Annotated in this window: 15 protein-coding genes and 5 pseudogenes; 15 read left to right on the top strand and 5 right to left on the bottom strand. The window is 45.0% G+C overall.

From position 1 onward, the window contains the following. Nucleotides 1-77: 77 nt before the first annotated feature. From MHB78_RS03940 to MHB78_RS03990, 11 genes and pseudogenes are all read left to right on the top strand, one after another. Nucleotides 78-4,547 (top strand): phage tail tape measure protein, encoded by a 4,470-nt coding sequence (locus MHB78_RS03940; protein WP_301207889.1) that lies wholly within the window; start codon nt 78-80, stop codon nt 4,545-4,547. Continuing rightward, a complete protein-coding gene (locus MHB78_RS03945) occupies nt 4,547-5,383 on the top strand; it encodes a phage tail family protein (RefSeq protein ID WP_301207890.1) in 837 nt (278 codons plus the stop codon). Before MHB78_RS03940 ends, MHB78_RS03945 begins: the two co-directional genes overlap by 1 nt. 13 nt (nt 5,384-5,396) lie before the next feature. After that, the gene (locus MHB78_RS03950) at nt 5,397-7,109 is read left to right on the top strand and encodes a phage tail protein (protein ID WP_340033569.1); all 1,713 of its coding nucleotides are present in this window, start codon (nt 5,397-5,399) and stop codon (nt 7,107-7,109) included. A gap of 34 nt (nt 7,110-7,143) precedes the next feature. Next, on the top strand, nt 7,144-9,708 hold the full coding sequence (locus MHB78_RS03955; protein WP_301207892.1) for a peptidase G2 autoproteolytic cleavage domain-containing protein: 2,565 nt from the start codon (nt 7,144-7,146) through the stop codon (nt 9,706-9,708). 12 nt (nt 9,709-9,720) lie between these two features. Further along, a complete protein-coding gene (locus tag MHB78_RS03960; protein WP_301207893.1) occupies nt 9,721-11,217 on the top strand; it encodes a BppU family phage baseplate upper protein in 1,497 nt (498 codons plus the stop codon). 14 nt (nt 11,218-11,231) lie between these two features. Then, nucleotides 11,232-11,534: a hypothetical protein gene (locus tag MHB78_RS03965; protein WP_301207894.1), complete on the top strand. Its 303-nt coding sequence runs from the start codon at nt 11,232-11,234 to the stop codon at nt 11,532-11,534. Next, complete coding sequence (locus tag MHB78_RS03970; RefSeq protein ID WP_301207895.1) at nt 11,531-11,713, top strand: XkdX family protein; 183 nt, start codon at nt 11,531-11,533, stop codon at nt 11,711-11,713. Before MHB78_RS03965 ends, MHB78_RS03970 begins: the two co-directional genes overlap by 4 nt. Nucleotides 11,714-11,778: 65 nt before the next feature. Further along, entirely contained in the window at nt 11,779-12,048 is a 270-nt protein-coding gene (locus tag MHB78_RS03975; protein WP_301207896.1) for a hemolysin XhlA family protein, read from the top strand. 15 nt (nt 12,049-12,063) lie between these two features. Beyond that, nucleotides 12,064-12,327, top strand: a complete 264-nt coding sequence (locus MHB78_RS03980) for a phage holin (RefSeq protein WP_340033572.1) — start codon at nt 12,064-12,066, stop codon at nt 12,325-12,327. A 53-nt stretch (nt 12,328-12,380) separates the two neighbouring features. Further along, nucleotides 12,381-13,142, top strand: a pseudogene (locus tag MHB78_RS03985) (N-acetylmuramoyl-L-alanine amidase); the annotation flags it as partial. Nucleotides 13,143-13,205: 63 nt separating this feature from the next. Continuing rightward, nucleotides 13,206-13,460, top strand: a pseudogene (locus MHB78_RS03990) (peptidoglycan-binding domain-containing protein); the annotation flags it as partial. Nucleotides 13,461-13,705: 245 nt separating this feature from the next. Here MHB78_RS03990 and MHB78_RS03995 read toward each other — a convergent pair. Then, nucleotides 13,706-14,275: a hypothetical protein gene (locus MHB78_RS03995; RefSeq protein WP_046129176.1), complete on the bottom strand. Its 570-nt coding sequence runs from the start codon at nt 14,273-14,275 to the stop codon at nt 13,706-13,708. Between the two features lie 226 nt (nt 14,276-14,501). On the opposite strand from MHB78_RS03995, the gene MHB78_RS04000 reads away from it, so the two are divergent. Continuing rightward, nucleotides 14,502-14,720 (top strand): transcriptional regulator, encoded by a 219-nt coding sequence (locus MHB78_RS04000; RefSeq protein WP_073411943.1) that lies wholly within the window; start codon nt 14,502-14,504, stop codon nt 14,718-14,720. A 30-nt stretch (nt 14,721-14,750) separates the two neighbouring features. Here the strand turns inward: MHB78_RS04000 and MHB78_RS04005 are convergent, their stop codons facing one another. Then, complete coding sequence (locus tag MHB78_RS04005) at nt 14,751-15,107, bottom strand: DUF4064 domain-containing protein (RefSeq protein WP_224990866.1); 357 nt, start codon at nt 15,105-15,107, stop codon at nt 14,751-14,753. Between the two features lie 477 nt (nt 15,108-15,584). Here MHB78_RS04005 and MHB78_RS04010 point away from each other — a divergent pair, with 477 nt between their 5' ends. Next, complete coding sequence (locus tag MHB78_RS04010; RefSeq protein ID WP_046132326.1) at nt 15,585-16,805, top strand: Bcr/CflA family efflux MFS transporter; 1,221 nt, start codon at nt 15,585-15,587, stop codon at nt 16,803-16,805. A gap of 16 nt (nt 16,806-16,821) precedes the next feature. On the opposite strand, the gene MHB78_RS04015 is transcribed toward MHB78_RS04010, so the two are convergent. Continuing rightward, entirely contained in the window at nt 16,822-17,994 is a 1,173-nt protein-coding gene (locus MHB78_RS04015) for an iron-containing alcohol dehydrogenase (protein ID WP_046132327.1), read from the bottom strand. 156 nt (nt 17,995-18,150) lie between these two features. Continuing rightward, nucleotides 18,151-18,570: pseudogene (locus tag MHB78_RS04020) on the bottom strand (ATP-binding protein); the annotation flags it as partial. Between MHB78_RS04020 and MHB78_RS04025 the strand changes: the two are divergent. After that, nucleotides 18,567-20,392 (top strand): annotated as a pseudogene (locus tag MHB78_RS04025) (SpaA isopeptide-forming pilin-related protein); the annotation flags it as partial. The pseudogenes MHB78_RS04020 and MHB78_RS04025 sit on opposite strands and share 4 nt — an antisense overlap. A 45-nt stretch (nt 20,393-20,437) precedes the next feature. After that, nucleotides 20,438-20,632 (top strand): annotated as a pseudogene (locus tag MHB78_RS04030) (sortase); the annotation flags it as partial. A gap of 168 nt (nt 20,633-20,800) precedes the next feature. Here the strand turns inward: MHB78_RS04030 and citM are convergent. After that, on the bottom strand, nt 20,801-22,099 hold the full coding sequence (citM, locus tag MHB78_RS04035; RefSeq protein ID WP_046132328.1) for a citrate transporter CitM: 1,299 nt from the start codon (nt 22,097-22,099) through the stop codon (nt 20,801-20,803). Nucleotides 22,100-22,221: the final 122 nt, after the last annotated feature.

Below are 22,221 nucleotides of genomic sequence, written 5' to 3' on the forward strand. Positions count from 1 at the left end.
CAAGTGTTTTTCTAAGGCGGGTTTAACAGCCGGTCTTTTTTAGTTGAGTTTATGCCAGGGAAGCGGGGTGGATACATATGGCGCAACCTATCGGAAATATGATCGTTAAAGTAGGCCTTGATGATACAGGTTTTAACCGAGGAATTGAAGGCTTAAAGCGGCAAATGCGTTTAGCAAATTCTGAAATGAAAGCCTCCAGTGCTATTTATAAGGCGGCGGGCAATCAATCTAAATTCCTCCAATCCCAAGTAGAAGGTCTCAATAGCAAATATCGTATCCAAGGCCGTTTAGTGGAAGAGCATCGAGCCAAATACGAGAAATTAGCAAAAGAAAAAGGGATCGACAATCGAGAGACCCAAATACAAGGCCGCAGGCTGAATGATGCTATTGCAGTTCACCAAAGCCTTGGAAACGAACTGCAACGTGTAACAAGAGAATTTGAAAACACGACAAACAGCACCCGTCGCGCGTCGGGTGTTTTTTCTGTGTTCAGACGAGATTCAGGGAAAGTATCTGAAGGGCTAAACGCTGTTTACCATTCTGCTTCTAAGGTTGGAACAGCCCTTTCGGCTGTTGGCGCAGCGGGAACGCTGGGGATTGGAGTAAGTGTAAAAGCCGCGGCTGATTTTGAAAAAGCTATGAGCCGTGTGGGTGCTTTAGCGAATGCCACAAACGACCAAATGGCTAAGCTGACAGAAACAGCCCGGCATTTAGGTGCAACAACTCAGTTTACCGACGGGGAAGTTGCCGAGGGAATGCAATATCTTGCGATGGCCGGGTATAAAACGAATCAAATCATTGGAGCTATGCCTGGTCTTCTCTCTACTGCTGCAGCCGGTCAAACAGACCTTGGGGTCACAGCTGACATCGTTTCTGATATCTTGACGGAATTTCATATTAAAGCTGAAGATACAAACCGTGTTGCGGATGCGATGACATACACGTTCACCAATTCAAACGCAACGCTTCAAGAGATCGGCCAAACGATGAAATATGCGGCTCCGGCGGCAAAAACGGCAGGGCTCAGCATGGAAGAGTTAGCGGCGGCGACGGGTATCATGGCAAACAGCGGGATTAAGGCTGATATGGCGGGAACAGCTTTGCGGTCTACACTAACCCGCTTATCATCTCCGCCAAAACAAGCTGGAAATGCGATCCATGAATTAGGTTTGCAAGTAACTGATTCCACAGGGAAATTGCGTCCGCTTTCGGATATAATCGGCCAGATCAATGAGAAAACAAAAAATTATACCGAAACTGAAAAAATCCGTATTGCCAAACAATTGGCGGGGCAGCACGCTCTTTCTGGATTTATTACTTTAATGCATGCAGGAAAAGACAAACTCCAAGATTTCACTAAGGAAATTGAGAACAGCGGGGGCGCCGCAGACAAGGTAGCCAAAAAACAAATGGATAACCTCGCCGGATCTGTTGAATATCTGAAATCTGCTGTGAACAACGCTCTTATCACTTTGGGGAATCAGTTTCTCCCTGTGATTCGTGCAACCACTGACGGCCTAACAAAATTCGTCACCTGGTTTGATTCATTACCCCCTTCCGTTGCGAGTACCATTGCGATTACTGGCGGAGCGGTAACAGTGTTTTCGCTTTTAGGTGGGGCGTTTTTATTGATTTTAGGTTCTCTGCCAAAGGTGGCAGCAGGCTGGAACATGTTGCGGACTGCCGGAAGCTATTTAACAGGCAGTGTAAATCGGGCTTCAGCAAGCCTCAGCACTTATTCCACAGAAGCTATTGCGGCGGGAGCAGCTTCCAGGACAGCGGCTGCAGGAATGAACACGACCTCCACGGCGGCGGCTGTAGCGTCTACAAGGATGGAACGTTTTCATCAATCAACCGCAGTCGCAACAACGAGAGTAGGACGGCTTGAGCAGTCATCTAGTAGAAGTACAAGAGCTATGCGGGGACTGGGCGGTGCTTCACGTGTTGCCGGGTTTGGTCTAAGTTTATTTGGCGGCCCCGTCGGGACAATCGCCGGTCTTATTCTTTCGTTTGCGCCTGAGCTCTTAAAATTCGGCGGAAATATTTTAAAAGTCGGGGCCAATGCCATTAAAGGCGCTGGCGGCTTCATGAAATTAGCGAAAAGTGGTTTTGGCCTTTTCAACATTCTCAAAAAAGGAGCGGGAGTTGTCGGTCTTTTACGCGGCGGATTGAGCCTGCTGGGTGGTCCTATTGGCCTTGCCGTTACAGGTGTAACGCTTCTCACTGAAGCCGGAATGAACTATTATGATAACCTGAAGAAAAGGGTCCTTCCATCGACTATTGACTTTGGTAAAGGGGTTTCAAAGTCTACTGCAAAAGCTGTGAATGCCTACGAGGATATGAACACTAAAGTCAAAGCTAAGCTTGATTATCTCCGTATAACCAATGCAAAAATCACCAAGCAAATAGCGGACGATGTCGCAACACAGTTTACAGCGATGGGAGAGTCTTTGAAAAAAGGATTCCAAACAAGCACTGATTCAGCCACCAAGGTATTACAGGAGTTTTTTGCGTCCAATGAGGAAATATCAGATAAATACGCGGCTAAGATTCTAAATAAAGTTGGAAATGGAAACCAAAAGAAACAAAAGAAAATACAAGGATACGTGGATCGTGTAAATGATATTTATCGAAACGCCGCAAAAGAGCATCGTAAGCTTACGGACAAAGAAAATGAAGAAGTTACTAAAATTCAAGGAAAAATGCTCTCCCAAATGGAGACTGCACTTACCCGTAGTAAAGGTGAGCAAATCAAAATTTCGAGAAAGTTGAAGGAAGAATCTTCAAACCTTTCCGCCAAACAGGCAGCCGCTGTTGTGAAAAACAGTAATAAAGCAAAAGAGAAAACAATTAAAGCTGCTGAGAAGCAGCGCGATGCTGTTATTGACGCTGCTAATGATCAATATTACGTAAAAGGCACAATTTCAAAGGAAGAGCACGATGACATTGTTGAGAAAGCCAAAAGCCAAGCCAAAAAAACAATTAAACAAGCAAAAGAGACACATGAAGGCGTAGTCGAGGAGGCAAAGCTTCAAGCTGCCGGCCATCTTGATCAAGTTGATATTGAGACAGGTGAAATCCTTGATGCATGGGATCATCACCTAATTGATTTAGCTGGGGTAGTCAATAAGATCACCGGCTATATTAATAACGTTTTTGATTTTCTTCATATTCCTACTAAGATTCCGGAATGGAAGCCCAAAGGTTATCAAGATACTTCTAAAATGCAAGTTGCACCTGGTGTCGCTTATGCAAAAGGGACGGACTTTCACCCTGGTGGAAAGGCACTTGTCGGTGAAGAAGGATGGGAGCTGGCCCATACACCAGGCATCGGAACGTATGTTGTCGGTATGGGCGGCCCGCAAATTTGGGATCTCCCACGAGGCACCTCCGTACTACCGCATGACCAGTCAAAAAAATTAGCAGCCACAGGGTTACCAGGATATGCAGGAGGGGTTGGCGACTTTTTCAAAAAAGCGATTGACGGCTCTAAAAAGATGGTCAACGGGGCTGTATCTTTTGGAAAAAGCATCGTGGATAAAGTCGGGGATGTCAGCTCAAGTGCAATGGACTTGATTACAAAGGGTCCTGGCAACTTAATCAAAAAACTATTTAGTGGGCTTATCCCCTACAAAACAGGAAAAGGCATCGACATGTTAGGAACCGGTATACTCAAGACATTGAAGGATGGGGCAGCTCAATTCCTGAAAGGGGTCATGCCGGATCCAGGCACATTTAAAGGAGCCGGCGGAACGAAAGCTGTAAACCAGTGGGTGACTGAAGCGGTCGGCATCGCGGGTGTGCCGATTTCATGGATCCCGGGGCTTGTTACTATCGCCATGAAAGAAAGTGGCGGTAATCCTAACGCCATCAATTTATGGGATTCTAATGCGAAAGCTGGGCACCCTTCACAAGGGCTGATGCAGACGATTCCAAGCACGTTCAACGCGAATAAGTTTCCTGGACATAATAACATTTTGAATCCGATCGATAATATCCTGGCTGCCATTAACTATATCAAACGACGATATGGTGACATAAACAATCATCCGGGGTTAAAATCGATGGCCCGAGGCGGCGGATATGTTGGATATGCAAAAGGCGGTATTTCGCCTGGCCGTGGTGGATCAAAATGGGCGATCTTAAATGAACGCGGGTATGATGAAACGACCATCACAGAGGATCCATCTTATCGGGAGCGCAATATTGGGCTATGGGCCCGTGTTGGTAGAAAGCTTGGCGTACTTCCGGATTTGCAGGATGGAATGATTTCAAAAGCGCTCCTCCTGCTTCAAAAAGTTTCGGAAAAGCCTGCACAGGAATTGGCCTCGCCTAAAGACTTTTCTGTGGACATCAGCCGTGTTGTGCAGAACCAAGAAAAACAGATCAGTATGATGGCAAAACAAATTGATTTTCTAAATAAAAATGTGCAGCTCTTGCAACAGATCCTATTAAAAGATAACAACACTTATCTTGATGGGAAGAAAATCGATCAATCATCCGGGGATCGGTATACTCGAACTTCATACTTGAATGGGGTGAGATAGTGGAATTGTACATTGACTATGATAATGGTTTAGGGGAGCAGAGTTTAAGCAGCCTGCTTCCTTTTTTTGAACCTTTAAGTTTTACACCTGAGTCACCAGGCATTGAGCGTGAAACAACAAATATCCCGAGAATAAATGGAGTCGTTTTGCCGCAGCATCCCCGTGACGTCAAATATACAGAAAGAAAAATATCAGTTGAAATCTATCTGAATTCAGTCATTGCCGAAAATTTTTATCAGTATCGACGGGAACTATACGCGGTTTTGGTTAAACCGTTCCCTTACTATATTTCAACCGACTTGTTGCCAAATCTCCGTTTTCGTGTCACATGTGATGGGAATTTCAGTATTCCAAAAGAAAAAGAAAAAAATCATGTTTCTTTTACTGTGGAATTTAACAACTACACTGGTTTGGCTGAGTCAAAATTTACTACTTTGACAAAACAGAATTTTCACGGAGAATACTGGAGCCCAGGCATGAATATTCAGATGCACGACAACCTGGAATATGTGTTTAAAAATCGAAAAAGATTTCAGGTTTACAATACGGGGGATGCTTTTATCAATCCCATGCAGCATGACTACAGTGTGACCTTACGGGCTTCAGGTAAAAACGTGACGATCATCAACCATACAAATGGGGAGAAGCTGAAAATTGAACAGGAATTGAAAAAATCACAGCCTGTCACTTTTATCAAACAGTATACCGTGATCAATAATAAGCCGGTTAAAACCTCCGGCAGGCTCCCGGGGCTTGATATAGGGAGCAATGATTTTGAAATACAAAATACTGATGATTTTGAAATCACTTTTGATACACGATTCTATTACGCATAAGGGGTCAAGTAGAATGGCAAATTTAGAGTTTATAAAAGAAATTGCACCAGATGCACAACGGGTTTACAAAAAATATGATATTCTTGCGTCTCTTATTATTGCTCAGGCCTGTTTAGAGAGCGCATGGGGGACAAGCGGGCTCGCTCAGAAAGGAAAAAATCTATTCGGAATTAAGGGGACTTATAACGGGCAATATGTTCTCATGTGGACGACTGAATACGATCGGAAAGGGAATGCGACCCGGGTACAAGCCAAATTCCGCAAGTACCCATCCTGGTATGCTTCTCTGCAAGATTTAGCCAAACTTTATGTTAACGGAACAAGCTGGGATCCCGACCATTATAAAGCCATAGTAGGTGAAAAAGATTACAAGAAAGCGACAGCAGCCCTTGTAAAAGCCGGTTATGCTACTGATCCGGCTTATGCAACGAAATTAAACAATCTAATTGAAACGTATAATCTTACACAATATGATTCTGTGGACGGTATTCCTGATGATCCTGATCAACCTGACACACCGATACCGGAGCCGGAATTTCCGAGTAAGGAGTATGACGGCAAAGACATCACACTCAATCAGAATTTGCCTTCAGATGTTGATTTTCCACAGCTGCATGTTTCAACGAAGGATGGTAAAAGTGTCGTTGAAATAACGGGTGTTTCCGTTGATTTGACGGACGATACGACAGGTAAGAAGAGTTTTACCTTCACGATCACAAAGACGCAGGAAAACGGCACAGAATTCGATTTATTGGTGAACGACAACATACTTTATCTGGATGAGAAAAAATTCAATCATCAAAAATACTATATTACGGATGTAGAGGTAAGACAGGAAAATAACATCCTTACAAAAACCGTCACGGCAGCTCATATTTTTTCTGTTCTGCTGATCAATAATTATGTGAATGATACCGTAACAAAAAAATTAAAGCTTAGAGAAGCGCTGGACATTGCCTTGAAAGATACAGATTTCAAATATATTTTGGAGGCGCCAGAGAGCGAGTTTCCAAGCGCTGATCAGGAGAATTTTGGCGATAAAAACTCTACTGAATTGATGGATGAAATTATTGAAGATTATGGGCTTGAAATAGATGTCGATAACTATAAAATCCATGTCTATAAAAAAATGGGGAACCGAATCGATTTTACACTAGATTCCCGTTATAACATGCCCGGCATTACAATTAAAACAAGTTCTCAAAATAGTACCACACGTGCCTGGGGGTACGGTGCCTTAAAAGAAGGCAGCAATAGTACTGACAAGAATCCAAAATATGAATTTGAGCCTATTTTATATGTTCATCCTGATGAAGATAAATTCTTAATTGAAGGAAAGCCGCGGTGGGCTGAACCGATAAAAGATGAAACAATAAAAAAATCCAGTCGCATGGTTTCAGCACTGAAGAAGCATGTGAATCCTTATCCAGAAATGACGATCGAAGCTGACTTCCAAAAAATCTATGAGCCAAAACTTTTAGAAATTGAACAAGACTTCTGGAAAGGCGACACAATTCATGTCTTGGCTGATACAGCGGAAGGCATCACATTTGAAGACGATGTGCGGCTGATTTCAATTCAGTACAATCCATTGGATCCATACAGCAGCCCGCAGCTGACGTTTGCAAATTTCCGCAAAGACATCCAAGACATCAATGTTGACCAGGCAAAAAGGTTAAGGAATCAAAAAAGATATATAGATCAATTGTTTAAAACGCTCAGATAAGCGTTTTTTATTTTGACAAAAAGGAGTGGGTAAGATGGTGCGGCTGACTAAAAACTACAATATGACTCGAAATTCTCTCTACGAATCGCAGTTAAGCGGGGACATGCAGAGTATTGAAAATGCGTTAAATGATCATGAGTATAATTTAAAAAGCCATAGATCATCCAAAACCGCCCACACATCGGATCAGATCGACCATGGCGGTTTTACTGTTGCGAACCGGTTAGATAATCATTCGGCGCGGTTTGCTAACCTGGTCGTAAATCACGACGGGAAGGATGTAAAAGAAGTCGTGGACGCCAGGGTGACAACTGACGGTGAAATTGCCCGAACATTGAAAGACCGGCTGGATTTGGAATTTAACCGGCTTGAGCAGAAAATAAAACGGACGGTAAATGTGGACGATTTTGGGGCCGTTCCGGACGGAAAAACTGACAGCTCGGAGGCATTCAGAAAAGCGGTCGGTAATGGTCGTGTCCGTGTTGTTTTAAGTGCGGGGACATACATTGTTAAAGGAATCAAGCTCCCATCCTGGACTTATCTTGTCGGCCAGGGCAAAGGCGTGACAATTCTGCAATTACATGAGGACACACCGGCCAGCGAATGGGTGATTACAAACGCCGATTATGAAAAGGGGAATAGAAATATTTTCGTACAAGGAATGTCCCTTGATTGGAACCCGGACAGACAGGGCGGCGTCGGTGCTACGGGCGGCCAACATTCAAGCTGTCTGACCCTTGCAAATGTACAATTTGGATGGGTGAAGGATGTCGAGGCTATCAATGCGGGGCTGCACGGTTTCGATATTACGGCGCCAACCTATGATCATCTACCGTCCACACAGTATACAAAAGATGGTAGCCGGTATATTTGGCTCGATAACTGTGTCGCCTATGGAGCAGGAGACGACGGGATCACTACGCACTACAGCGAATACATCTTTATTTCAAATTCTTACTCGTATGATCAGCGCGGCACAGCGCACGCGAAAGGCCAGTCAAACTCAAACGGCATTGAAATTGACGACGGATCAAAACATGTTTGGCTGATCAATAACTATACATCTGGTAATATCCGGGGCGTAGAAGTCAAAGCACATAAGGAATGGCCAGCATCTCAAAACGTTCATATCATTGGGCATGTGTCCTATCGTGATGTGCGCTGCTTTGATCTACGACATATCGGGCATCACAAAGCAGAGGATCCGGAAAGCACAACGGCCTACGATGTCACCCTTACGGATTGTACAGCAATCGAACCAATATTCAATGATATGTATGAAGGACTATCCCCGCGTGCGTTAGTGGTTTCAGCTTATAAAAACGTAGCTGTCAACAACTTCACCGCAATAGGTGATCCTTCATATGACTATAAGGATAACCCGGTCATTGCCTTGCAGTATCGAAGCCGAAACATTTCATTGAACAATATCACAATCAGGGGTTTTAAAAAAGCAGGCTGTGATATTCGTCTTTATGGCGGCTCGCAAAAAACGGATAATGTCAACCTGTCCAATTTTGCACTTTATAAGTCGGCTAAGCAGGGAATCGGGATCGGCGGCGGGGTGTACTCCGTGAATATCTCAAATGGAATTATGGAAGGAGAAGGCGGGACCTACGGGATTACGTCGCCCAATTCACAGGCAAACATTAATAATGTGCAGACGTCCGGCTACTCCTACGCGGCCATGATTAAGGGGAACAAGTACAAATTTGTACCAACGAATTTCAAAGGAGGATTCCGAGGGGCGACGACTTCCGGGGCTCCTTTAGATCCAACAAGTGCGATTATTGCGGCCACAGGCGACAACATAGCAAAAGGCCCGCGGAATTTCATGGGTGGCGTTTCTGGCGGCTCTTCTACAGAAGGATCACGGCAGGCCATTATAGCAGCGAACAACTCACAAACGAAAGGGGACGGACCTGCAAGAGTGGTGATGGCTGCCCAGGCAGTTACGAACGATGACAGTTATTCTGTAGTTGGCGGATACGGCACCGGATCACCGTCTAAAAATAATATCAAATGGAAAATTGATTCCACAGGAGGGAATATCCGAGGTGTTGGACGTGTGGAAAGCGTGTCTGATTTTAAAGACCTTGCAGAATACTTTGAATCCAAAGACGGCCGTAAAATTGAATCCGGCTTCTTGGTGACTTTGGATGGCGACAAGATCAGGAAAGCTGAAAAAGGGGACAAGGTATTGGGCGTTATTTCCGAGACGGCCGGCGTCATTATGGGCGGTGCAGCATTTTATTGGAACGACCGTTACCTTAGAAATGAATTTGGCGGCATTATCTATGAAACCATTAATGATAATGGTCGAGAAATCATAGTACCCATGGAAAATCCAAACTATAACCCTGATCTTGAATACATCCCCCGGGAAGAGCGGGACGAGTGGCATGTCGTCGGTTTGGTTGGTCAGGTATTTGTCAGGATTGATGAGACTGTCCAGGTAGGAGACTACATCGTCCCAACTGACGGAATCGGGACAAAAACAGAGGATGGCACAGGTTTTTACGTGATGCGTATAAAGCGGCCATATTCCGCCGAAAAAGGGTATGGAGTCGCATTAGTCTTCATGCACCCACAGATGTAAGGAGGTTCAGCGATGATCTATAAGGAAGGCGAAGTATCTTTTGATATTAACGCGCGGAAATCCGCAGCCAACTCTACCAATATACAATTTTTCACCCAGGATACGGGCAGCGCAAAGCTGTCCTTTTCTTTTACAAAAGACGGCGCCCCGTTGCCCCTTTCGGCCGTAGACGCAAAAATCGTTCTTCTATATGCGGATGACTCATTTTATAAACGCAGCTTGACGCTGACGGACAAGGTAAACGGGAAAGCAGAATATGTTCTATCTGATGAAGAGCTCAAGCATTACGGTGAAGTTAAGGCCGAAATCAAGCTTTATTATACGAACGGTCAAGCGCTTGCCACAGTATTTTTTACTTTCACCATTGCGAAAACGCTCGAAGATCAGAACATTGTGCCGGTTGCTGAGTACTACATTGACGATTTTGAAACTTTGCGGGCTAGCATAAACAAAACTGTGGATGAAATCAGTCAAACCGTTGAGGAGCTCAAGGCCAAGTTTGCCGACCTTGAGAACATCGAAACAAAAGAAGGTGCCCAGGCAAAAGCGGACGCTGCGGAGTCAAATGCGAAATCCTACACGGACGCCCATGCGGCTGACAAAGTGAAACATATCACTGCCGATGAAAGAAAGGGGTGGAACGGAAAGGAGACGCCTTCCGGCGCTCAAGAGAAGGCGGACAAGGCTGAATCAAATGCCAAAGCCTATACAGATAACCATGCAGCCGATACGGTGAAGCATATAACCGCTGACGAAAGGAAAGCCTGGAACTCAAAGGAGTCGACGGGCGGCGCGCAGGAAAAAGCAAATAAAGCGCTGAGCGATGCCAAAGCCTATACGGATTCCCATGCAAAAAACGGGTTGATCCACGTCACGCAGTCAGACAAAGAAAAATGGAATGGCGCACAGTTATACAAAATAACTGGTGACAACGGAAATCGTACAAAATTGGTGGATGGAACTGACTTGTTATCTTTACCCACTGGTTTTTATTATGCGTCAGGTACCCAAGTGAAAAACAATCCTGCACCAAATGATGCCTCCTGGTTTAATTATGATGTGATTGAGACTGGAATGGGTAGAAAAACAATATTTGCATGGCGCAGCTATGATAATACTTTGTGGCATTCAACCATTCATACAGATGGAATTTTTAAAGGCTGGAAAAAAGTTCTGACGGATGCGGATTTATCCCCGGCCTGGAACTCCGTAACACTCATAAATGGAGCGAAGCAGGATTCGGTATATCCGTTGAAATTTTCCGTTAGCAACAACGTTTTATGGCTACGCGGTTCTTTCGGTTCCCTGCCGGCTATTGGAACATCCGTCGCTAAGTTTACGAATAAGCCGACCCAGCTAGTCGATTTTGTCGTGCCTACGATCGGTTCTTACGGAACAGCCCGGTTTGCGCTAACGACAGACGGCGATTTAAGATATGACGGCATGTTAGCGAATGATGAAACGAAGGTAACGAGGGTGTCGTTTAATGAATCAATACCGTTATGGTAGGGGAGGCGATAAGCATGCACGTTCTTTTTTACGATGAAAATTACCAATATGTTGGCGAAGATGATTTTTCCGGTGAAGAATTGCCGCCGAATAGCACGACAACCCCGGTTCCCGAAGGTATATACGCTCCGAAGTATGATCCGGAAAAAGACGAATGGGTCGAATCAGCAACCAAAGAGTATATCGAAAGTGTAACGCCGCCCGCGCCGGAGCCGGACCCTACCGATTTGCTGAAAAAGCAAAGTGCTCTGCTTTCCTTGCAAATAGCAAGAATGCAGGCAGACATTGCAGCACTGAAAGGCGGTGGGACTTCATGAAGTATCCCACTCTTGCAGATATAAAACTCTTCTATGACTGGGGGTGTTATACAGATGATGAGATGCGGGAGTACGTAAAAATTAAGTGGATTACTCCGGCCGAATATGAAGAAATAACAGGCCGAAGCTATGATAAGCCTGCCGTTAGTGTGGACTTAGGCATGGCACACACCCTATAAGGGTGTTTTTATTTTTGCCTCGGAGGAGGTGAAATACCGATGTGAGAACAGGAGGATTAAGGGACATGCCACAAGGGAATGAAATGGACGTTTTCCAAAAGGAGATCACAGAATTAAAAGCTGACCACAAAACGCTCGAACAGCGTGTCAGCACGCTGGAAAGGGCATCTGATCGACACGACCAACAGATTATGTCCATCAATGATAAGCTCAACAAGATTGAAGAAAACACAACATGGATCAAGCGCAGCATTACCGGTGCTATCATAACGGCGGTTTGTACGCTGGTGATCTCCGGAATTGCGGCGCTTTTCATTAATTTTATTCAAAAATAAGGAGGAAAACACACTATGAAAAACTTTGACAAAGGCACGGTGGTTCGCACGGTGCTTCTTTTTATTGCATTGGTAAACCAAACTTTGATCATGTTCGGAAAGGCAGCTTTACCGATCGATGAGGATCAGGTCAATACGCTGGCAGATGCTTTGTATTTGGCCGGATCAACCGTGTTTACTATCGTCACGGCTCTTGTCTCTTGGTATAAAAATAACTATGTGACAAGCAAGGGAAAGCTGCAGAAAGAAGTTCTGAAACAAAAAGGGTTAACGAAATGAGGTTGCCGACCGGCAGCCTTTTTTTTATTTAAAACAAAATAGGAGTGGTTCAGATGGTTAAAGTTGTGAAGAATTATGTGAAAGTCAATCAGTATACCCGGCCAGGGCTGAAGTTGGCGGGAGTGAAAGGGATTGTTATGCACTATACGGCGACGCCGGGCGCTTCTGCATTGAATGAGAGGGATTACTTCAATGGCACATGTATAGCCATTAAACGCAAAGCTTCAGCTCATTATTTTGTGGACCGTAAAGAAGCGCAACTGATTATTCCTGAAAATGAAGTCGCATACCATGCACATGACGGGAACCGCTGCTTTGTGAGCTTCCTAAAGCCGAATGCCAACACGACGGCAATCGGTGTTGAAATGTGCGTTGAAAAAGACGGCAAGATTCACAGCGAAACCGTTCAAAATGCTGCTGAATTGGTTGCCGATCTGTGCAAGCGTTACGGCCTTTCTACAGACAGAATTGTCCGGCATTACGATGTGACAAACAAAAACTGTCCGGCGCCTTGGGTGAGCGATTCCAGCCAGCTTACAGCTTTTCGGAAAAAAGTCGCCGCCTTGCTTGGGAATAAAACTGTGTCAAACACGACGGCACCCACCAGCCAGTCGAGCAAATCAACAGGGACCATCCTCAAAAAGGGATCGTCAGGTTCCAAAGTAAAAGAGCTGCAAAAACGTTTGATTGCTGCGGGCTTCTCGCTGCCGAAGTACGGGGCCGATGGCTCGTATGGCAATGAAACAGTGCAAGCTGTCAAAGCCCTTCAAAAGAAATCAGGGATTACAGCAGATGGAATTTATGGACCGGCTACCGAAAAGGCACTCGCGACCATTGAAGCGAAAAAGAAAAAATCATCATCAAGCGGCAAAAAATCATCCTACACGCTGCCGTCTGGTATCTATAAAGTCAAAAGCCCGCTGATGAAAGGAACGGCTGTCCGGCAGATTCAGGAGGCGTTAGCTGCCCTTTATTATTACCCAGACAAGGGTGCCAAAAATAACGGTATTGATGGTTATTATGGGCCGAAAACGGCAAATGCGGTCAAGCGGTTCCAAATGATGCACGGGCTGTCTGCCGACGGTATTTACGGACCGAAGACAAAGGCGAAACTTGAATCTCTGTTAAAGTAAAGAAAATTTTTTGGCGATATTCAAAATTCTTTTATGCACAATAAAAACCCCCAAATGGGGGTTTTTTTAAATGAAACTGAATATGACGTATATCGCAACTTCAGCTACAAGTAAATAAATCATGTACCTTGCATATCTATACACATCATCGTCATCAGCACTTTTTTTACTTTTAAATGTCCATGCAAATAAACCTAAAACGGTTAACGCTAAGATGACTTCAACTATTGTTAATGGAGACATTTTTACCACTTCCCTCGACATTTCCATCCATAGTATCCCAACTCTATTGCAAGAGACGCTGCATTAACTTTCATCCCAGATTTAATCAAAGTTTTGAACATTAATCTTGCGGCTAAATCATACTGCTTAGTTTTGATATATGTAAAGATAGCACCATTTAAAAATTGACGCGCTATATTTCCATAACTACCAATCATTTTGTTTACAACACATTTACCAAAAGCAGTTGCACTAGCAACCTGAAAACTAGACTTCTGAAAAGAAGAGTCTGACGCCATTAACTCTTTTAGTTTCAAGGCAGCGGGATCACCCTCCAACACTTTTTGATCAAACAATTCCTTGTTTTTAATAACATAACCATCATTAGTTAGTTCCCCAACTTCTTCGAAGTAAAACTTTAATATTTCCTCTAATTCCTTTTCTGAATAATCACCAGAATCGGAATAGATTTTAACCTGGGAATTCGGCAATTCGCTTGCCTGTGAAATTTGAGGTACAGCAAAGGTTACTAATAAGAAAGCTGTTAGCAATAGGATAAATGGTTTACAGACTCTTTTAGCTATCGTCTCCACTTTTCTCTCTCCCTTATAATGTATTTGGTATTGTATAGATTACCATAAAATGAGTGGTGATGCCTCTGAATATTGAAAAATAGTAAAAAAGATACATTTTAAAAGCGGGAACTTGAATCTGGTCAATAATGATTTTGATACGAAAATACGTTCCCTTTCTATAGAAAAAGAAACACCTGTTTGGTATAATTGTCATAGGTAAAACAAACCAATGAAGGGGGATACTATGAAAAGAACCGAACAAATATTAGAAGCTATAGACGAATTAACTAAAGAAAAAGGTTTTCCGCCCTCTGTTAGGGAAATAGGCGAAAGGGTTGGTTTAAAATCTTCAAGTACAACAAAAGGTCATCTTGACCGGTTGCGTAAAAAGGGGCTTGTTGATTGGGAAGAAGGTAAGCCGAGAACATTGCATATTTTGTATAAAGAAAAAGCCACCATTTAACGATTGGTGGCTTTGTTGTTTTTATGTAATTTAGGCAGACATAACATTACTACTATTATTTTGTTTTGCGACCATCATAATACCGGCAATTAACAAGAGAATGCCTGGCACAAAGTAAATAGAAAAGGTATAAAGGACACCCATAATTAGAATGAAAATTCCCCAGCCTTTGCTGTTTGCTTTGACTTTAAATGTTGCAACCCAAATAAGCACAAGAAGTGGAATTGATAAAAAAGTATAAATTAATAAGTAATAGAAAAATCCCATGCCAGCTTCATCTGATGGTGTAAAACCATATAAAAATGTGAACAAAGCTGTGAAAAGCCAACCAATTGTTAAAAAGATTGTTGCAATTAATGATAAAGTAAACTCTGCTGTTCGTTTCAACTTTATTCTCTCCTTAATTTTAATCTCAATAATAACAACAAATTCTCAATACATTCTAAGAAATATCCCCTCCATGTCCAAGCTTTCATGTGAAAAAAGCCCTCATTGTTTTATAATGAACATTTACATTTTAAAACAAATGAGGGGGATTTTCTATATAGATTACTTGAACAGTTTGCCCAATATTTTGCCGGCTGCTTTACCAGCAGCACGGCGAGCTATACGCTTTCCAATTGTCCCTTTCTTAACTGCGTTGACATCCCCCAAAATCTTCGCCGACTTGTATAAAAATGATCTGATTTTGTTGATACTCATTTTTCCTCGTCCCTTTTGTGTTGGTGATTTTATTATATAATAAAATTCGAAATATCTGATAGTCCATAATACAGGACCACCTTTAAAAATTTTGCACAAATTTTGCACAAAGGTAAATAAAAAACTTGATAAATCAATGATTTAAAGGGGGTGTTCGAAACTATGCTTCATAATCCAACAGGAAAGGAACGCCTTGCATTGGCTTTTCTGCTCGGCATGCTTGCGATACTGGGCCCGCTGAATATCGATATGTATTTGCCCAGTTTTCCCGAAATTGCCGACGATTTATCAGCCGGCGCCTCGCTCGTACAGCTCAGCTTAACGGCGTGTTTGATCGGGCTTACGCTCGGCCAGCTCGTGATCGGACCTGTCAGTGATGCAAAGGGAAGACGGAAGCCCTTATTAATATCCATCTTTTTATTTGCATTGTCTTCTCTGTTTTGCGCGCTTTCCCCGAACATTGTCATGCTGGTCATCGGCCGTTTTCTGCAGGGGTTCACAGCTTCGGCGGGAATCGTGCTTACGCGTGCGATCGTGCGGGACGTATTTACCGGAAGGGAGCTTTCGAAATTTTTCTCGCTCTTAATGGTCATTACCGCGGTCGCGCCGATGGTTGCGCCGATGACGGGCGGCGCCATTCTGCTTTTGCCGTTTGCAACATGGCATACGATTTTCTATACGCTGACATTGATCGGATTGTTTCTCGTTCTGGTCATTTCACTGAAGCTAAAAGAGACATTGCCGCCTGAGAAGCGGATTCCAAGTTCAATCGGATCATCTGTGAAGACGATGGGCAGTTTGATAAAGGACAGGTCCTTTATGGGCTATGCGCTGACCGTCGGTTTCATTCACGGGGGTAGCTTTGCCTATGTTTCCGGAACGCCTTTTGTGTACCAGGATATTTACGGTGTATCTCCGCAAGTATTCAGCGTTTTATTCGGAATCAACGGCCTGGCGATTATTTCAGGGAGCTTTATCATCGGGCGCTTCGGGGGAATCATTCACGAAAGAAAACTGCTTCGGATAGCGGTCATTACCGCTTTAATCGCAACGAGTGTTCTGCTTGCGATGACGATCATCAGAGGACCGCTTGCGACACTGGTCATCTCGATCTTCGTCTACATGATCACGATCGGAATGACATTGACAAGCACCTTTACGCTTGCGATGGAAAATCAGGGGCATCGTGCGGGCAGTGCAAGCGCGATGCTTGGAATGCTTCCGCTGCTGCTCGGTTCGGTCGTTTCCCCTCTTGTGGGAATGAATGAAACGACGGCCGTTCCGATGGGAGCGATCATGTTTATTACGGCTGTTATCGGTTCTCTTGCCTTTTTTGCGTTGACAAGGGAAAGATCGGATAAAAACAAGGACGGAATCGCTTGATTCCGTCCTTTTGCTTTTATAGAGAGGCACGCAGAATGGCGAGCACATCGTCTTTGTTCAGTTTTTGGAAGTTGCCGAAGCCGCCGTGCTCCATTTCTTTTGCCGCAATGCCGGCGATCAGGTCGAGCTTTTCTTCGCCGATGCCGTAATCGGAAAGGCGGGAAGGAGCGCCGAGGCTTGTCCAGAAAGCGGACAGCTTGTCGATTCCTTCAAGCGCGATTTCTTTGTCTGTTTTGCCCTCAGTTTCAATGTCAAACATATTGAGCATAAGGGTTTTGAAGCGGCCGACATTTGTGTCAAGCGTATATCTCATCCAGTTCGGGAACAAAATCGCAAGTCCTCCTGCATGTGGAATATCGTAAACGGCTGAAACAGCATGCTCCATCGTATGGGACGCCCAGTCGCCGAAATAGCCCATTTGCAGCGTACCGTTTAATGCAATCGTTCCGGCGTATAAAATCGTTTCACGATGCTTGTAGTTCTGCAGGTCTTCAAGCAGCTTCGGCGCCGTTTCGATCACAGTCTTCAGGACGGCAAAACACATTCTGTCCTGAAGCGGCGTATTTTCGACATTGTGGAAGTATTGTTCAAACACGTGGCTCATCATGTCAACCATGCCGTAAACCGTTTGGTTTTCAGGAACGGTGAACGTATTTACAGGGTCTAAAATGGAGAACCTCGGATGGGTCACATCGCTGCCCCACACGTATTTCTCATTCGTTTCCCAGTTTGTGATGACAGAATCAGGGTTCATTTCAGATCCTGTTGCAGCAAGGGTCAAAACCGTACCGAACGGCAGGGCGTCCGAGATGCTCGTTTTCTTGCTGAAAATATCCCAAGGATCGCCGTCGTATTTTGCGCCGGCCGCGATCGCTTTGGTGCAGTCGATGACGCTTCCTCCGCCGACCGCGAGAAGAAACTCGATATCATGCTGTCTGCACAAATCGATGCCTTTTTGCACTGTAGCAAGGCGCGGGTTCGGTTCTACCCCGGAAAGCTCGTGCCAATCTGCGCCTTCTTCCTTTAAAACGGCGGTTACTTGATCGTAAAGACCGTTTCGTTTAATACTGCCTCCGCCGTATACAAGCAAAACCCGCTTTCCGTATTTTTTCAGTTCATTTCTTAATTGTTCAAGCTGGCCTTTTCCGAAGATCAGCTTCGTCGGATTATAATAAGTGAAATTTTCCATGTGATAAAACCTCCAAATCTTGTACGAAAAGTAGGTTTACTACTATAACATACCTTAGTTCACAGAAAAAGAGCAGATCTTCGTACGTCGATTTTTTGACATAAAAAAGCTTGCCGGAAAAACCATTATCCGGCAAGCTCGAAAAGCGCAGTTCGTTTACTTCATGGAAACATCGGCAGACTCGTTCATATGAATGACCATCGAGACGGCGGTGCCGACATCCGGAGCGCTTTGTATTTTCAATTCGCCTCCGCAGAAATGTTTCAGCCGTTTGTTAATATTTTTCAAGCCGACGCTGCTGCTCATGTTCGATGAAAAGATGTCATTCAGTTTTTCCGGCGTCATGCCCAGTCCGTTATCTTCCACTTTGATGTAATACCCGTTTTCACCTTCTGTTTTGACCGTCAGTTTAACCCAGCCTCCTCCTCGCTTCTTGCTGATCCCGTGGTGAACGGCATTTTCGACAAGGGGCTGAATCATTAAAGGCGGCAGCATGAAGTCGATGTCTGGATCAACTTCGAAAATGACGTCGAGCCGATCGCCGTAGCGCGTTTTTTCTATAGAAAGAAAGGAGTGGAACGAATGTTCAGGAGCAGAGCCAGGAAAACGGCAATTCGGTCTTTGTCGTCCTTTCAAGCGGCGGCGGCTCCGGTTCAGGAGAAAAAGGAAGCCTGACCATCTTGAAAACCGGAAAAGACGGCAAGCCTCTCTCAGGAGCAGACTTTCAATTGTGGACGAAGGACAACAAGCAGCTCCTGCGTTCAGGAACGACCGATGCCGACGGTAAGATGACTTTCGGAAATATCCGCTACGGCACCTACGTACTAAAAGAAACAAAAGCGCCTGACGGATACACGATCAGCGACGCTTATGCAAACGGAGTCTCTGTTGCAATTGACGGAAAATCATCCAGTGCAGGGGCGCTGTATCAAGTCATAAATGAGCAGAACAAGGTGACGCTTATCAAAAGAGACGAACAGAAAAATCCATTGACAGGGGCTGTTTTCAAGCTTGAAAAGACGGCACCTTCACTGAGATACGCACTCAAATCACAAGCGATGAAAACGGAAAAGTTGAAATCATCGGTTTGCCGGTCGGCGACTATCGTTTGATAGAAACCAAAGCTCCGGCAGGGTTTATCCTGAATACAGAAGCAATTGACTTCTCGGTCACCAAGAATGACAAGAATCAAGTGCCTGACATCGTTTTAGGTACACTGATCAATTACAAAGGCAGTGCCGAGTTAACGAAAGAAGATGCGGAAGGCCACAAGCTGGAAGGAGCCGTCTTCAAGATCGTTGACGAAGAAGGCAACACCGTCCGTGACGAACTGACGTCAAATCAAGACGGGAAAGTTGCGGCTGAAGGACTTGCACCTGGACGCTACGCCTTTGTTGAAACGAAAGCGCCAGAAGGGTATGTGCTGAACAGCGAGAAAAAGCAATTTACCATCTCTGAATCGGCAAAAGGAAAACCGGAGGCGGCAGACGCAGGAACAGCGGTGAACTATAAAGGTTCTGTTCAATTGACAAAGGAAGATGCAAAAGGCTACAAGCTGGAAGGAGCCGTCTTTAAGATCGTTGACGAAGAAGGCAACACCGTCCGTGACGAACTGACGTCAAATCAAGACGGGAAAGTTGCGGCTGAAGACCTCGCGCCGGGACGCTACGCCTTTGTCGAAACGAAAGCGCCAGAAGGGTATGTGCTGAACAGCGAGAAAAAGCAAATTACCATCTCTGAATCGGCAAAAGGAAAACCGGAGGCGGCAGACGCAGGAACAGCAGTGAACTACAAAGGCTCCGTCCATTTGACGAAGAAAGATGAAGACGGAAACGGCCTGGCAGGCGCTGTTTTCAAGATCGTCGACAACAACGGAAAAACGGTCAAAGACAATCTTGTGTCAGATAAAGACGGCAGCATTACGGCTGACGGTTTAGCTCCGGGAAGCTATCAATTTGTTGAAAAGCAGGCGCCTGACGGCTACCTTGTTTCAACCAGCTCAGTGCCGTTCACCATCGAAGCTGAACACGAAGGCCAGCCGGAGCAGGCTGAATTAACGGCGGTCAACACGAAAAACAGCGTTGTGCTGACAAAAGTTGACCAGAATGACAAAGACACCGTTCTGCCGGGTGCGACGTTCAACCTGACAGACAGTGACGGCAAGGTATTGATAGCCGACTTGACAACGGATGAAAAAGGACAGATTACAGTCCGCGGTCTCGAACCGGGCGATTACCGGTTTGTCGAAACAAAAGCACCTGAGAATTACAAATTGGATCAAACGCCAATACCGTTCACGATCAGTAATACCGATACAAAACCAGTGGAGATCACCGCAGATAACATATTGACGCCGGGCGATGCGACGCTGACAAAGGCGGATCGAAACGATCACAGTATCGTGTTTGGCCCTTTGCTCAATATTAAAAAAGGGGACACGATCGTCATCACAGATTTTAAGAAAGATTACATCTACACTGTGACATCAAAAAAGATCATTTCAGAAATGGATTCAGATGTGATTGATGAGACAGAAGAAAAGGTCATTACGCTGATCACATGCGACAAACCCGAAAGAACCAAGGGGCGCCTCGCAGTAAAAGGGAAGCTGATTCATACGGCTGTCCATTTGGAATAAAACCGCGGTACAAGACGTTTTTTTGCAGGCAAAGGCAGCAAGATGCTTTCCGCCAGTCCGGCCGGTTCTAAACGGATGACACGTGTCATGATGATCCTGTTTTAAATGTGTATTTGAACGTACGACAAAACAGGCCGGATAAAAAACGGCCTGTTTTGTTCGTTTAAATTAGAAAATTGAAATAGAGCCGATCAAAAGAGCGGTACCCGTCATCACAAGCACGGCCAGGACAGCCCACTTGATCCCGAATTTCTGATGTTCGTCAATGGAAACCCCGACAAGACCGACGAGCAAATGCGTAGACGGCACAAGCGGGCTCAGCATATGGATCGGCTGGCCGATAATGGAGGCCCTTGCGATTTCGACTTTATTGACTCCATAGGCGACAGCAGTTTCTGATAAAATCGGCAGCACCCCGTAGAAATACGCGTCATTCGGCATCAGGAACGTGAAAATGCCGCTTGTAAGGGCGACGATCATCGGAATGAATCCGCCCATTTGTTCAGGAATCATCGAAACAAGCGAGATCGCCATTTCATCAACCATCTTTGTGCCTGTTAAAATTCCGGTAAAGACCCCGGCCGCAAATATCATGGAACCGATGGCCAGAACGTTGCTGGAATGGGCTGAAATGCGCTGCCTCTGATGATCGAGGTTTGGATAATTCACGATCAGCGCGATGCAGAAGGCAATGATAAACAGAACCGTCAGGCTTATTTTGCCCGACACGAGAAACCCGATCAATGAAAGCGTTAACAATAAATTGAACCACCAAAGCTTAGGCCGTTTCCACTCATCCTCGGCAGCTGCTGCCGTTTCATCGGCATGAGCCGGCTGTTTGAGCTCGATCACGCCGAGGCGTTTTCGTTCTGCTTTTCCAAGTACATACGCAACCGCGACCATGCAAAGCATCCCGCTTGCGATGACGGGAATCATCGGACCGGTCAGTTCAGCCGGATCGACTCCGAGCGCGCTCGCGGCCCGCGGCGTTGCGCCTCCCCACGGAATCGTATTCATAATCCCCATGCCGACTCCTGCGATCCCCGCTAATATAATCGGGCGGATGCCAAGCAGCAAATAGAGCGGAAGCATTGCACTCGTTGTAATCATATATGTTGTCGAGCCGTCACCGTCCAATGCGACAAGCATGGTGAGCACCGCAGTGCCGACGACGATTTTTAACGGATCTCCTTTGACCAATTTTAATATTTTTGCGACCATCGGATCAAACAGGCCCGTATCGATCATAATCCCGAAATATAAAATCGCAAACATAATCATGACGGCGGTTGGCGCCACTTGCTGAATCCCCGATATCATCATGTCGCCGACATCGGTGAATCCGAATCCGGCAATCAGCGCAAACACAATCGGCGTCAAGACTAATGCAGTCAGGACAGAAAGCCGTTTTGTCATGATCAGTACCATAAACACAAGCATCATGAAAAACCCTAAGATAGCTAACACAATCGTTACCCCCTCTTGGTGAATCCGCTTACATTTTTTTCTCCTCATTCCCCTTTTTGTCATCGTATGGGAAAATCGTTTTGAAGTAAATAATTTGGTTTTTATGTATTTTTAATTTTTTA

It is taken from the genome of Bacillus sp. FSL K6-0138 (assembly GCF_037982765.1).
In the GTDB taxonomy this organism is placed as follows: domain Bacteria; phylum Bacillota; class Bacilli; order Bacillales; family Bacillaceae; genus Bacillus; species Bacillus glycinifermentans.